This window comes from Xenorhabdus budapestensis, assembly GCF_002632465.1.
In the GTDB taxonomy this organism is placed as follows: Bacteria; Pseudomonadota; Gammaproteobacteria; order Enterobacterales; family Enterobacteriaceae; genus Xenorhabdus; species Xenorhabdus budapestensis.
Genome location: NZ_NIBS01000006.1, coordinates 45,307 through 58,440 on the forward strand (window position 1 = coordinate 45,307; position 13,134 = coordinate 58,440).

Annotated in this window: 14 protein-coding genes and 1 pseudogene; 7 read left to right on the forward strand and 8 right to left on the reverse strand. The window is 42.7% G+C overall.

Features of this window, described 5'->3' with window-relative positions; all coding sequences use genetic code 11:
• Nucleotides 1–167: 167 nt before the first annotated feature.
• Nucleotides 168–662, forward strand: a complete 495-nt coding sequence (locus tag Xbud_RS07780) for a TIGR00645 family protein (protein ID WP_099135534.1) — start codon at nucleotides 168–170, stop codon at nucleotides 660–662.
• A gap of 46 nt (nucleotides 663–708) precedes the next feature.
• On the opposite strand, the gene Xbud_RS07785 is transcribed toward Xbud_RS07780, so the two are convergent.
• From Xbud_RS07785 to Xbud_RS07800, 4 genes are all read right to left on the reverse strand, one after another.
• The gene (locus tag Xbud_RS07785) at nucleotides 709–1,212 is read right to left on the reverse strand and encodes a hypothetical protein (protein ID WP_038268072.1); all 504 of its coding nucleotides are present in this window, start codon (nucleotides 1,210–1,212) and stop codon (nucleotides 709–711) included.
• 90 nt (nucleotides 1,213–1,302) lie between these two features.
• Nucleotides 1,303–2,256, reverse strand: a complete 954-nt coding sequence (locus Xbud_RS07790) for an HpcH/HpaI aldolase/citrate lyase family protein (protein WP_099135535.1) — start codon at nucleotides 2,254–2,256, stop codon at nucleotides 1,303–1,305.
• A 13-nt stretch (nucleotides 2,257–2,269) separates the two neighbouring features.
• A complete protein-coding gene (locus tag Xbud_RS07795; RefSeq protein ID WP_099135536.1) occupies nucleotides 2,270–3,349 on the reverse strand; it encodes a cysteine protease StiP family protein in 1,080 nt (359 codons plus the stop codon).
• A gap of 36 nt (nucleotides 3,350–3,385) precedes the next feature.
• Nucleotides 3,386–4,555: a phosphoribosyltransferase domain-containing protein gene (locus tag Xbud_RS07800; RefSeq protein ID WP_099135537.1), complete on the reverse strand. Its 1,170-nt coding sequence runs from the start codon at nucleotides 4,553–4,555 to the stop codon at nucleotides 3,386–3,388.
• Between the two features lie 489 nt (nucleotides 4,556–5,044).
• Here Xbud_RS07800 and Xbud_RS07805 point away from each other — a divergent pair, with 489 nt between their 5' ends.
• The 6 genes from Xbud_RS07805 to Xbud_RS07830 all read left to right on the forward strand — a co-directional run bounded on the left by Xbud_RS07805 (nucleotide 5,045) and on the right by Xbud_RS07830 (nucleotide 9,629).
• On the forward strand, nucleotides 5,045–5,632 hold the full coding sequence (locus Xbud_RS07805; RefSeq protein WP_099135538.1) for a TerD family protein: 588 nt from the start codon (nucleotides 5,045–5,047) through the stop codon (nucleotides 5,630–5,632).
• The gene (locus Xbud_RS07810; RefSeq protein WP_099135539.1) at nucleotides 5,632–6,780 is read left to right on the forward strand and encodes a TerD family protein; all 1,149 of its coding nucleotides are present in this window, start codon (nucleotides 5,632–5,634) and stop codon (nucleotides 6,778–6,780) included. The genes Xbud_RS07805 and Xbud_RS07810 overlap by 1 nt, the downstream gene beginning before the upstream one ends.
• A 61-nt stretch (nucleotides 6,781–6,841) precedes the next feature.
• Nucleotides 6,842–7,297 carry a tellurite resistance TerB family protein gene (locus Xbud_RS07815; RefSeq protein ID WP_099135540.1) on the forward strand — a complete coding sequence of 152 codons (456 nt, stop codon included), beginning with the start codon at nucleotides 6,842–6,844 and terminating at the stop codon, nucleotides 7,295–7,297.
• A gap of 27 nt (nucleotides 7,298–7,324) precedes the next feature.
• Entirely contained in the window at nucleotides 7,325–8,368 is a 1,044-nt protein-coding gene (locus Xbud_RS07820; protein ID WP_099135541.1) for a TerC/Alx family metal homeostasis membrane protein, read from the forward strand.
• A gap of 97 nt (nucleotides 8,369–8,465) precedes the next feature.
• A complete protein-coding gene (locus Xbud_RS07825) occupies nucleotides 8,466–9,044 on the forward strand; it encodes a TerD family protein (RefSeq protein WP_099135542.1) in 579 nt (192 codons plus the stop codon).
• Nucleotides 9,045–9,284: 240 nt separating this feature from the next.
• On the forward strand, nucleotides 9,285–9,629 hold the full coding sequence (locus tag Xbud_RS07830) for a SymE family type I addiction module toxin (RefSeq protein ID WP_099135543.1): 345 nt from the start codon (nucleotides 9,285–9,287) through the stop codon (nucleotides 9,627–9,629).
• Between the two features lie 104 nt (nucleotides 9,630–9,733).
• Here the strand turns inward: Xbud_RS07830 and Xbud_RS07835 are convergent, their stop codons facing one another.
• The 4 genes and pseudogenes from Xbud_RS07835 to Xbud_RS07850 form a co-directional block, all read right to left on the reverse strand.
• A complete protein-coding gene (locus Xbud_RS07835) occupies nucleotides 9,734–10,480 on the reverse strand; it encodes an SDR family oxidoreductase (protein WP_099135544.1) in 747 nt (248 codons plus the stop codon).
• Nucleotides 10,481–10,664: 184 nt separating this feature from the next.
• Complete coding sequence (locus tag Xbud_RS07840; RefSeq protein WP_099135545.1) at nucleotides 10,665–10,913, reverse strand: peptide ABC transporter substrate-binding protein; 249 nt, start codon at nucleotides 10,911–10,913, stop codon at nucleotides 10,665–10,667.
• Nucleotides 10,900–11,283, reverse strand: a pseudogene (locus Xbud_RS21310) (ABC transporter substrate-binding protein); the annotation flags it as partial. The gene Xbud_RS07840 and the pseudogene Xbud_RS21310, both read right to left, overlap by 14 nt.
• Nucleotides 11,284–11,408: 125 nt before the next feature.
• Nucleotides 11,409–13,043 carry an ABC transporter substrate-binding protein gene (locus Xbud_RS07850; protein WP_244589881.1) on the reverse strand — a complete coding sequence of 545 codons (1,635 nt, stop codon included), beginning with the start codon at nucleotides 13,041–13,043 and terminating at the stop codon, nucleotides 11,409–11,411.
• Nucleotides 13,044–13,134 lie beyond the last annotated feature (91 nt).

Consider the following 13,134-nt stretch of genomic DNA (forward strand, 5'->3'; position numbering starts at 1 on the left):
AATAACATTTATGGTGGGGAAGTTTTTTCTTCTAAATGAGAAAGGAGATCTCCCGCTACTGGCAGAGATAACTCCCAATAAAGGAGGAACAAACAATGAGATGTATTTCATAGCTCACACAATCTTGATCTATAATACTGCTCCTTTTGCAACATATTCAAAACACCATGGAACGATTTATAGAAAACGCTATGTATGCCTCTCGCTGGCTACTGGCACCAGTTTATTTTGGTTTATCACTGGCCCTGTTTGCTCTGGCTATAAAATTCTTTCAGGAAATCATTCACATCCTGCCACATATCTTTTCGGTTGCTGAATCAGAACTTATCCTGACCCTACTTTCTCTGATTGACATGGCACTGGTTGGTGGGTTGTTGGTAATGGTCATGTTTTCTGGCTACGAAAACTTTGTTTCCACACTGGATATTGAGGAAAACAAGGAAAAGTTGAACTGGTTGGGAAAAATGGACGCGACTTCACTCAAAAATAAGGTTGCGGCTTCTATTGTTGCCATCTCATCAATTCATTTACTGCGTATCTTTATGGATGCCCGCAATGTTCCAGACAATAAATTGATGTGGTATGTCATTATCCACCTCACTTTTGTTATATCAGCCTTTGTAATGGGATATCTGGATAAACTTACACGCCACCATCATTAGCAAGGAATTCTATCCAGCATGTCTCTCCCCTGATGCCAGCCTGATATCATTTGCTGGCATTACGGGAAACCACTTTTTTTCGTGATGAATTGCTACGGGCTGTTTCTTTCTGTAATTCCTCAATAAACCTGTCTACAACCATTTCAACCGTTTCACTTCTGGTCGCTCCGAGCCTATTGGACAGCCCATCTATTTTTCTGATAACAGACATCCTCAACGACAGAGAAATCGATCTTTTTTTCTCCTTATCAAGGTAAACATGACTGGTAGCCTCCTTAGATTTAAAGTTGTTATGCTGAGCAAGCAGTTCTTCAATTCTGCGTACTTCTTTTCTGGTTAACATCCCCTTATCAACTAATTGGTAAGTATTTCCCATTTTGCTAAACCGGATGTCAGCACAATAGTGATCCCTCAATTCTCTTAAGGTGCGAGTCAGTGTCGGTTCAGAACAACTGAGTGCCTCGATCACCTTCACCTTACTGACAGGCTTTTCATGCGAAAGCAGCAAAGTTAATTTAAAATTTCTAAGTTGTTTAGGGCTAAGTAACATCGTTTTCAATTACCGGGTCAGGAATACTAATTCCTAATATCAACTATAAACACAACAGCCAGCATAGCTTTTCATTCTGGTAAATCAATATTAAAACAGGTTAAAAGTTCCATAGTTTTCTCCACCAGCTCTCGAACAGATGCCATGATATTTCGCTCGTTCCAGAATATTCACTGCCCAACGCCAGTGCGTAGCAGGTTCACACATTGCCCCCTGGAATTTGAATACCGCCTGATTTGAATTGAGGATCTGTAAGGCATCATCGTAATCACGAGTGTTCACCATCAAGGCCCGATGAATATGTTCTATTTGCCCAGGATGAATGGCCGTTTTCCCAACAAGGCCATGAGCTATATCCAGGGCCAGCTCTTTCTCAAGTAACGCCAGATTATCAATATGCTCACAAACTGGTGCAGTCAAATAAAAACCCCGCGAGCCAAAAACAGCTACCAGCATTTTGATCACATACCCCATCGGGCCATCATATAAAGTAAGGTCACGCGAGCGCCGCATAGAAATCAGGTTCATCAGATCGTTACCACCAATACGTAAGGCAATAATACGCTCATAGCAAGGGTGAGATTTAAGCTTATCGGCGAGCCGATTCATTTGTTGCACATCAAAAACATCTTCAGTTTCCAATGTCGGCATGATCCCAAGATGGGTTGCAGCGACGATCTCCCACCACTCAGATAATGACTCCTGCGTAAATTTAGGCAAAACCAAACCAGCGACAGCGCTAAGATCAACAGTATCGACCAGATATCGTCCCATTGATTCATTGCGTGGACGGATAAAAATCAAAGGAGGAGGATGTTTAATATCGGCAACAGAATTCTTTGCCTCTGCCAGTGTCTGTAATACAAACACGAGATTTTTGATAGCATGGGGGATATCCTGTTCAGTAACTGAATCCTCCAGACAGATCACCAAAGAGCGCAGCCCCACAACTTTATTGCGCAGCATAATTTCAGTAATATTCCGACGAGTCGCTGGTACATACAGCGTTGCACCAAGCTGATTTGCAGAAGGGATCGATTTCATCAGACTACCTTTTTCATACTACTTTTTTAATAATCGTTACCGCGCGATATTGGCCTATCAGATCGCCCACTTCTGTAATAGCAACATTTTTCTGCTGCGCTAAATAAATCAGCAAAGCGATATCAGGATTATCCACTGATCGAACAAGTACCTGTTCTGGCACACGCCGCAAAACCGCGCGGGTTGCTTCTGCAATTCCGAGTTTGATACGGTTAATATTATCGATCTTATACATGTCAGCAAGAGTTGAAATTACGGTTTTACTCAATTGCAGCAAAGCCGTTTTTTCCTGCGGTTGCCAATCCGCTGCTGGTACGGTCGTCAAATCTAAGCGATCACGGTATTCCGCGACAGTATCAACTAACAACCTACTGCATTCAAACTCACTCAGATGACCACATTTCACACAGCCGTGCAATCCTTCTTCACGCCAAATTGAACGCGATATCAGCCCTGATACGGGAGCCCCCATGATGCCGAAAGGAATTAACCAATCATCATCACTGGCTGCCAGCCATGAACATCCACAAGGATCAGCCAGCACCACCAAACGAGGAATCCCTGAATAGCCAGCTCGTCCCACCAACGAGCGAGATAATTCTGTCGTGATTGCGCCCTTGCCTGTCCAGCCATCTACAAATACCAGACCCTCCGTACCATGCTGCTGCTCTATATATGACAGCGCTACGTTGTCAATGCCACGATCCCGTATGATACTGATCCCATAGTGGTAAGAACGTTTTCCCATCTTCCGCAAAGCCTGATGCAGCATGACGCCTAAAGGCACTCCCGCCCTGACCAAACTCGCCAGCACAATCGGTGTATCACCAAAGCGTGATATCAGAGACTTGGCAAGCATTACAACTTCCGTCGCCAGTCTGGCTGCTCCCAGTTGCAACGCTTTATCGAACAGATCTAGATGATAAGAGGTTGGCACTGGTTCCTGACTCAACATATCGGAATAATGGCGAGTACCAGATTGAATTAACTGCTCTTTAACCTCAACCGATGTCATTTCAATCTGAATGGGTTTTAGCAAAAACTGAATATCATCGGCAGCATAAGAACCAGAAAAAGGAGGAAAGCCATTCATTTATTTATAGTTCCGATAGTTGTATTAAAAACCGGCTTAATCATAGGTCACAATTTCTACAGCAGGAGCGACAAGAGATAATTGCGCGATTAACGCTGGATCAACCGAGGTTTCCGGTGTTTCAAGACAAAGCAGTATGCGATCGAATTGCTGGTGCGCGACGTTATAGAGGAAATTCGGTATCCCTAATCCGTAATTATCCGTAAATGCCATAACAGACTGAATTGCATGCCCGCAAGAGATAGGAGAACGGGTTGTCGAGCCAAACTTCACCAATGCACCTTCCTGTTCAAGCCGTTCCGCCAGCAAAAATGGTTGCCAGACAAACTCACTGGAACCGAGTACCAGCACTTTCTCACCGGCTTTGGCCTGAATATTAGTACCAAGATCATACTGAATATCATCTAGTCCCAGACGTCCCCAATTCTGAGTACCGATAATATCAACCTTTCCCCGCGCTGTGACATTGACTTGAGGCATGACAGGAACAGGAGCAGAACTATCCGCCTCCCACCGCCAATTTCCTTCAATCAAAGAAACAGTAGAGACAAGAAGCGGACAGCGTCTTATGATGCTTTGACCACTCCAATCCGTCAGTGTCACTGTGATGATATGTTCAATTTGATCCAGCCCGGCATGACGCAATGCCTCGAACAGATTAAGAAAGGTATTACCGGTAGTCGCTTCATCATCGATCAGAACAAGAGTACGGGCACTGCTTACCCGTTGACGCAGATGATTTTCTTTCGGCCAGTAAATCAGATGATCCGTTGCATGGCTATGATCCTCTTTAAATTCACACAACAAATCACCTTCTACCGGATGGCGCGTTGATGTCAGAAATACCGGAGAGGCCACTTTTTGCTGCGTCTCCTGAAAAACGCCAGCGGCCAATCCAACCGCCGTTTCTGCCATGCCGATATAGAGCACAGGGCCAGGCAAATTAATCGGAAACTGTTCTGACAACTGCCGGTAAACAGCCCGCATAATAGATGGGCTGACGGGAATATGGCGGCCCAATACTTTGCTGACAAATAAGAATGCTCTTTTAGGATTACGGCGTTCAGCAATATCAAACAATGTTTCCAAAGACGTTACACCACGTTCAGCCATTACAGTCAAAGTTCCACTATTTAACTGTTTCTTATAGAACTGGCTGTTATTAACCTGAGATTGGTAACGCTGAAGATGATTACATGCTGTCATACAGAGAAGCCTTTTAAAAAAATTTCAGCCATTTCAGGAAGTGGAGCGGTAACAGTCGTGATGTTTTCATAAAACAAATTTCCCTTTCATAAATCAAATCTTGTTACTCAAAAAGTGCCTATTGCTAAATTGCCGTTAGTCACAATGGATACACTCGTTTTCCAGTCTACATTCGGTGAAATATGCAGCGCAGTCTAGAGCCGAGATTCAGCTTATGTCAATCATAATATGATTTTTTATGAGCAAATTTTGTTTGACTTTTTATCATGGAAAAGAAATCATAAAAAGCGAAGCCAGATTGTTCTCTATCATGCAGTTAAAGGAAATATACAATTTGTGGGGATCATAATATGACAGGATTTTAGCCATCACTCTGGTCATATTATGATTTTTTCCATAAGTGAAATTATCGCAATTCAATGATAACGATTTACGATAAAAAATAATTCACGATAAAAACAATTCACCGATAAATAAGAGGTGTTATTAATGGTTTCATTAAGTAAAAATCAGTCAGTCTCTCTCAGTAAACAGAGCACTTCACTGGCTAAAATTGATTTTGGTCTGGGATGGGATCCTGTAGCCCCAAAAAAAGGTTTCTTGTCACGCTTATTTGGCGGAGACAATAATGAAATTGATCTGGATGCAAGCTGCATCCTGCTTGATAAGTCTGGTAATACCATTGATGTTGTCTGGTTTGGTCAACTGAATTCAGAATGTGGTTCTGTAAAACACAGCGGCGACAACCTGACTGGTGAAGGTGACGGAGATGATGAAGTCATCAGCGTCGATTTGATCAAGCTGCCTGCCGATGTTGAATATCTTGCCTTTACCGTTAATAGCTTTCGTGGTCAAACCTTTAATGATGTTGAGAACGCTTTCTGTCGCGTTGTTGATCAAAACGGGAAAGAGCTGGCACGCTATCAGTTAAACGAACAAGGCGTTCATACTGGCATTATTATCTCTTCTCTGTGCCGTAACAGTGGTCAGTGGGATTTCACCGCACATGGTGTTGCTTGCCGTGGGCGTACCATTGAAGATATGTATCCACAAATCGTTGAAACGGTGGTGCGCTAATGAACCTGACTCCGGGAGGAAATGCCTCCGTCTCTAACCAGACACTGACCATAAGGGTACTTTCCGGATCATCAGTCGATGTCTCCGCTTTCCGTCTTTATGCTAACGGGAAAGTTCAGGGGGATCCGGACATGGTATTTTATGGTCAGCCAAATAATGACGATAACACCATTCGTCTATCCGGCGGCAATACCAATACTGCATTTTCTGTTAACCTGCCGGCTCTGCGGCAAGAGGTTCAGAAAGTGGCATTTACTGCGACTTGCGACGGCAATCAAACCATCTCCAACCTGCACAATCTCTCTATTCAGGTAGAACTGAACGGAAGCGTGATCTTACAGGGGCATGTTGAGGTTCAGGGTCGTTCAGAAGCCGCCTTGATTCTGGGCGAACTTTATCGCCGCAACGGCGAGTGGAAATTCCGCTTTATTGCCCAAGGATTTAATGGTGGTCTCAAGCCCTTAGCTGAGCATTTTGGTGTCGATATTATTGATGAGGCGCCAACATCAACACCAACGACTGCTCCTAATAGCGTTAATCTGAGCAAGGTTTCTCTTACCAAAGAAAAACCTGCTATCAGCCTGAATAAACGTGATAACTACGGTGAGATCCGCATCAATCTGAACTGGAATCAGGGCGCTGCCCCTGCTAATCGGGGAATGTTCCAGAACATCTTTAACACCAACAACGGCGTGGATTTGGATCTCGGTGCATTCGTCCGGCTCCGTGATGGTACACGTGGAGTTATACAAGCATTAGGAGAAAGCTTTGGCTCTTACCATCACGATCCCTACGTACAGCTACAAGGGGATGATCGTACGGGTAATGTCAAAGACGGTGAATGGCTCCACATCAATGGTCTTGAATGGAGGAATATCAGTGAAGTTCTGATCTACGCCTTTATCTACGAAGGTGTACCTAACTGGAACGACACTGACGGTATTGTCACAATTTATGTCAATGGGCAACCTCCGATCGAAACGCGTCTGACGGAAGGCCACAACCGCAAAAATATGTGTGCCGTTGCCCGTCTTGTTAATGAAAATGGCGCCATCAAAGTAGAACGTATCAACCAGTACTTCAGTGGGCACAAAGAAATGGACAGTGCCTTCGGATGGGGTTTTCGCTGGACATCAGGCAGTAAATGAGGCTTCTGCTGTGATGTAGGCGCTGTTATATAAATCGGTTATTACATAATTGGAGGAATTTATGTCCTTTTTAAACAAAATTAAGTCAGCTCTCACTGCTGGTCGCGAAGAATTGGCCAATCAAGTTGGCCGTTTCAAAAACAGAAAATTCATGGAAGGCACTGTAGCGGTATGCGCGCACATTGCGATGGCAAGCAATGGTGTCAGTTCTGAAGAGAAACAAAAAATGGTGGGATTTATCAAAAACTCCCCCGAACTAAAAGTGTTCGATACCACTGAGATTATCGAATTCTTCAATAAACTGGTCAGTAGCTACGAATTTGATGCTGATATCGGCAAAGGTGAAGCCATGAAATATATTATGGCGTTGAAACAGCAGCCAGAAGCAGCACAACTTGCTTTACGCGTCGGTATTGCCGTTGCCAAGAGTGATGGTGACTTTGATAACGATGAAAAAAATGCTGCCAGGGAAATATGCGCAGCTTTAGGCTTTGCTCCAGCAGATTTTGAACTGTAATCGCAGTTAATTTAAGAGGCTTACTTCATGGTATCCACGCACATTGGTTTTCCGATAGAAACCGTTGCTGTATTTATCCTTCTGTCGGTTGGTGCGCTCTTTATCGACCTCTTTATGCATCGTCATGACAAGCCAATTTCGTTGCGCAGTGCCGCACTCTGGTCTGTTTTCTGGGTCGCCATTGCTTTTATTTTCGCCGGCTTCCTGTTTGTCCATCACGGTGCTGAAGTAGCAAGTCTGTTCATTACAGGCTATGCGCTGGAAAAAGTACTTTCTGTCGATAACCTGTTTGTCATCATGGCAATTTTCTCTTGGTTTGCGGTCCCGGATCGTTATCGTCACCGCGTTCTTTACTGGGGCATTATCGGGGCCATTGTCTTCCGTGGTATTTTTGTTGCCATCGGGACAAGCCTGCTGATGCTGGGGCCCTGGGTTGAAATGGTCTTTGCTGTTGTGGTCGGCTGGACGGCAGTGATGATGCTGAAAAGTGGTGACAATGATGATGAAATCGAAGACTACTCTCAACATCTTGCCTACCGCTTGGTGAAGCGCTTCTTCCCAATCTGGCCGAAACTGCGTGGTCATGCTTTCATACTCAGCCAGAAAGAAGTCAAAGAGGAACTGACCAAACCGGAAAATGCAGATGTGGCTATTGATCGAAAAAAAACAGGACGTGCTGGCAAAGCAGCATTTTATGCCACCCCACTGTTGCTGTGCCTGGCAGTTGTTGAACTGTCCGATGTCATGTTTGCTTTTGACTCTGTGCCTGCGATTATCGCGGTCAGCCGCGAGCCTTTAATCGTTTACAGCGCCATGATGTTTGCTATCTTAGGCCTGCGTACACTCTACTTTGTACTGGAAGCGTTGAAAAAGTATCTGGTGCACTTGGAAAAGGCCGTGATTGTCCTGCTGTTCTTTATTGCTATTAAATTAGGGCTTAACGCATCTGAACATATGTTCCACCACGGTTATTCCATTTCGGCAACAACCAGCCTGTTTGTGGTGCTTGGGGTTCTGGCTGCTGGTATTATTGCCAGCCTTCTGTTTCCCCAGAAAGAAAAAGCAAGCTAAATCCTGTATACCCTATAGATTTCAAGGTGCAGCCAACGAAGCGGCAACTTGAAAGACAACGGGAATAAATAACTATTTAATAAGTGAGGAAATAATAATGGGTGTATCTCTTTCTAAAGGCGGTAACGTTTCTCTGAGCAAAGAAGCTCCAACGATGAAAAATGTTCTGATCGGTCTCGGCTGGGATGCCCGCGCAACTGATGGACAGGCTTTTGACCTTGATGCTTCTGCATTCCTGCTGGCAGCAAACGGCAAAGTACGCAGTGATACCGATTTCATTTTCTACAACAACCTGAAATCTGCTGACGGCTCCATTATGCACACTGGCGACAACCGTACTGGTGAAGGGGATGGTGATGATGAATCATTGAAAATTAAACTGGATCAGATCCCTGCTGACGTAGACAAAGTCGTCTTTGTTGTCACTATCCATGACGCACAAACACGCAGTCAGAGCTTCGGCCAAGTTTCAGGGGCTTTCATTCGTCTGGTTAATGATGATACGCAAGTTGAAGTTGCTCGCTATGATCTGACTGAAGATGCTTCTACTGAAACGGCTATGCTGTTCGGTGAACTGTATCGTCACAATGGCGAATGGAAATTCCGTGCGGTTGGTCAGGGTTATGCTGGTGGTCTGGCTTCTGTTTGTGCTCAGTATGGCATTAACGCAGCCTGATCCTAGTCTGGCTCAATCTAAGGTCTTTCAGGTAACGACCTTCAATACAAAGCCATTAATATCGTGAATTAATTACTATATCGTGATTAAATAACACCGTAATTAAAAACCCTGCCTGATAATATCGGCAGGGTTTTAACTTATCGAATGGAGTTAACGTTTTCTCACAACATGATTTTCTCAGAACATAAAGTGCTGCTAAAGTATCTCCACATATCCAAATAACACAAGGAACGTCAGATGAGTCTTCATGTTTTATTTCGCCATAATGATATCCCTGAATTAATCCTGCATGGCAGCGACCTCAACGAGGCTGGATTCATTGCTGATTCATTATTCCATATCTACCAATGTTCAGATGGCATAATCATCTCTCTACTTGCTCCTCAGACTGATCTTGCCAGCCTGATCAATGAAATTGAAAACAATCCAGAGCAGGGAATAGATAATATTCGTGAAAATGGTGAACTCTATATTGCAGGTGATTGGCTAACTGACAGTCAGTTGATAGAGCAACCAATTAATATTGAGATAACATCCGGGAAAATTATTCTTAAGCCCAAGTTAGCAGAACTGTTAGCCTGAGCAACAACTCACAATCTTTTGTCAAAAATCTCTTGGAGATATCAACCGGAAAGATTATCCACTCTTTTCCGGTTGACTATTTAATTTTAAGCTGCCGAAAAAACCTACTTTCCACCCGCCAGGTCCATGAAATTGCCTGTTACATACGATGCTTCATCAGACAATAGCCACGCAATGGCTTCTGCAATTTCTTCTGGCTGCCCTCCTCTTTTCATCGGTAGGGAATCTTTAATGCGCTCGACCCTATCCGGCTCACCTCCATCTGTATGCATTTCTGTATAGATAAAACCGGGACGAACTGTATTCACCCTGATCCCCTGCGCTGCAACTTCTTGAGATAATCCGATCGTCAATGTATCAACAGCACCTTTTGATGCAGCATAATCAATATATTCATAAGGGGAACCCAACCTTGCAGCCGCCGATGAAACATTCACAATTGCTCCCCCTTTGCCTCCATGACGAAAGGCCATTCTTTTGACAGCTTCACGGGCACAAAGAAAATACCCTGTTACATTGGTGGCAAATATGTCATTCAATCGTTCCGCTGTTAACTGCTCAATGGTAGCCTGAGGCTTTAAAATACCGGCATTATTTACCAGCCCGGATATATAACCCAGTTCCTCTTCTGCCCTTTGGAACAAGGCCACTATCTGTTTTTCATCTGTTACATCCACCTGAACAGAGATTGCCGACTGCCCCAGGTTTCGGATCATCTCCACAACTTCATGTGCACTGTTTTCACGAGTACGATAACCAATACAAATATGATGACCTCTCTTTGCCAGACACAGGGCTGTCGCTTTACCAATGCCACGGGAACCGCCCGTAATAATTGTGATTTGCTGCATAATGCGATCTTCCTTCTTTTTATTTTTCTGATGTGATTCCCTTTATACCCAATAGATTTCGAGTTGCATCGCGGCGGCAAGGGAACGTACCCCCGGAAGCATAGATAACTATGTGACTGGGGTGTAAAAGCTGCAACTTCATCAGATGAAGCTTGAATCCTATCGAGGATAATTTTTTTATTCTTTAATGCTCAATAATATAAAGGTCTTTAGTGGATACATATCCCAACGGGTTAACATAAAAACCGCCCACATAAGGCTTCACCATTTTTGCACTGACATAATAATAAACGGGAATAACGGGAGAATCTTTGGTAATAAGATCTAATCCTTTTTGCTGATATGAGTTACCGTTAGTCTCACTCGCTTTTTTAATCAATACATCATATTCACTGTTCTCATATAAGAATGTATTTTTTAAATACAAAATCATGGACAGTAATCAGTGTACCATCAGACCATTTACCTCCTTTTCTTAAATAGAAAACTCATGTTTTATTATCATCGGTTCCCCAGCTTTCAGCTAATCTTGGTTCGATATTGCCTTGTCTGTCGGTATAGACCAAACCATCAAAAAAATCATGGATAATATCTAATTCAGTATTACTTTCTACTTTATGCACATCCAGAGAAGCCGGAAATGAACCATTATTGCGCACAATTTCCTGTTTCTCTGCCAACTCTGTACCGGGCGGGACAACGGCAGCCTAAGCCAAACTGACACTACTCAGTATAATTCCTATCGAGCAGGATAATACTTTAGATGTTTTATTTTTTATTATTCTGGATATTATTTTCTGCATGTTTGGTTACTCCATCATGATAGTTATTTAATTTTTCACATTTTAATTCTCTTCATAATTACTGTTTTTAATTAAATCTTTCATTTAATAACAGCCTGTCAGAAACAGGCTGTTATTATTAAAAATCAGTGTTTAATAATATAAAGATCTTTTGTCAGAATACGCCCTAATGGGCTGATATAAACGCCGCCAACATAAGGTTTAATTAATTTAATACGGACATAATCATAAACTGGGATGGCTGGTGAATCGTGAGTAAGAATATCAATTGCTTGTTGATAAATATCCTTATCGTCAGTCTCATCCGCCTTTAACACCAATTTATCAAATTCTGGATTATTATACTTTGTTATATTGTTAGTGTTTCCTGTCATGAAAATCTCTAAGAAGGTAACTGGACTATCATAATCTGCCTGCCAGGCATATCTGGAAACTTCGAAGTTACCCTGATACATGGACTCAACCTGTGATTTACTTTCCTGATTTTCTAAGACGGCTTCAACACCGAGATTTTTTTTCCACATCGAACTGGCGGCAATAGCGATTCTTTTATGTCCATCTGACGTGTTGTATAACAGCTTAAATTTAAGCGGATTATTCTCATTGAAACCCGCTTCATTCAGCAATGCTTTAGCTTTTGCAATACGTTTTTCTTGCGTCCATGACGCATAATCAGGGCGTTTTAAATTAATTCCTCCGCTGCCCGGAAACACCACATAATAAGCGGGCTTTTGGCCTTGTCCCATTACCCTGTCAGCAATAACATCCCTATCCAGCGCTAAAGTCAGCGCTTGCCTGACCCGGATATCGTTAAACGGTGGTTTTCGGATATTAAAAAGATAATAATAAACACTCATTATGGGAGTAATATGAAATTGATCACCCAATTGCTTTTTCAGTGTCGGAAAGAAATCTGTTGGGCCTCCGTTTGAAATATCAATTTCTCCTGCCAAGTAACGATTAAGATCGGCTTTATAGTCTGATATCGGCAAATAAGTGACTTTATTAATTACGGTATTCTTGTCATCCCAATAATGAGGGTTTCTGACACCAACAATTTTTTCATTTACAATCCATTCAGAAAGCTTAAAAGGCCCATTACTGACAAAAAATTCCGGCTTCGTCCATTTATTACCATATTTTTTGACAACCTTTTCACTGAGCGTAGACATAACTGGATGCTCCAGCATTTGCAAAAAACCCGCTTTTGGTCTTTCCAGAGAAACTTCTATTGTGGCATCGTCCAGTGCTTTAATAGCGAGCTCTTCAGGTTTTTTCTTACCGGATAATACATCGTGTGCATTGATAACTTTGGCCTGAACGAGATAGCTGCCATAAGGGGAAAGAGTGTCGGGAGTTACCAGCCGCCGCCAGGTAAAAACCACATCATGTGCAGTCACTGGCGAACCATCTGACCACTTTATTCCTTTTCTTAAATGGAAAACCCACGTTTTATTATCTTTGGTTTCCCAATGCTCAGCCAACGCAGGGATAGTGTTACTATTTTTATCAATGGTAACCAATGGTTCAAAAAAATCCTGTAAAATATCAAATTCACTACTACCTTCGGACTTATGGGGATCTAAAGAGCCGGGCTCGGAAAAATTATTGCGGGTGATTTCTTGCTTTTCAGCTAATTGTGTACCAACAGGGACTACAGCAGCGTAAGAGTAAGTAGCACTTCCTAATATAAGACTTACAGAACAGGTTAATACTCTGGCAATTTTGTTTTTTATTAGCTTTGCCATTATTTTTTGCATATCAGTGCTCCCCATATTTATTTTTATTATTAATTTCACTATTACATTTATTATTACTACCTCTACTATTATTGCCTTAAAAACATTACTC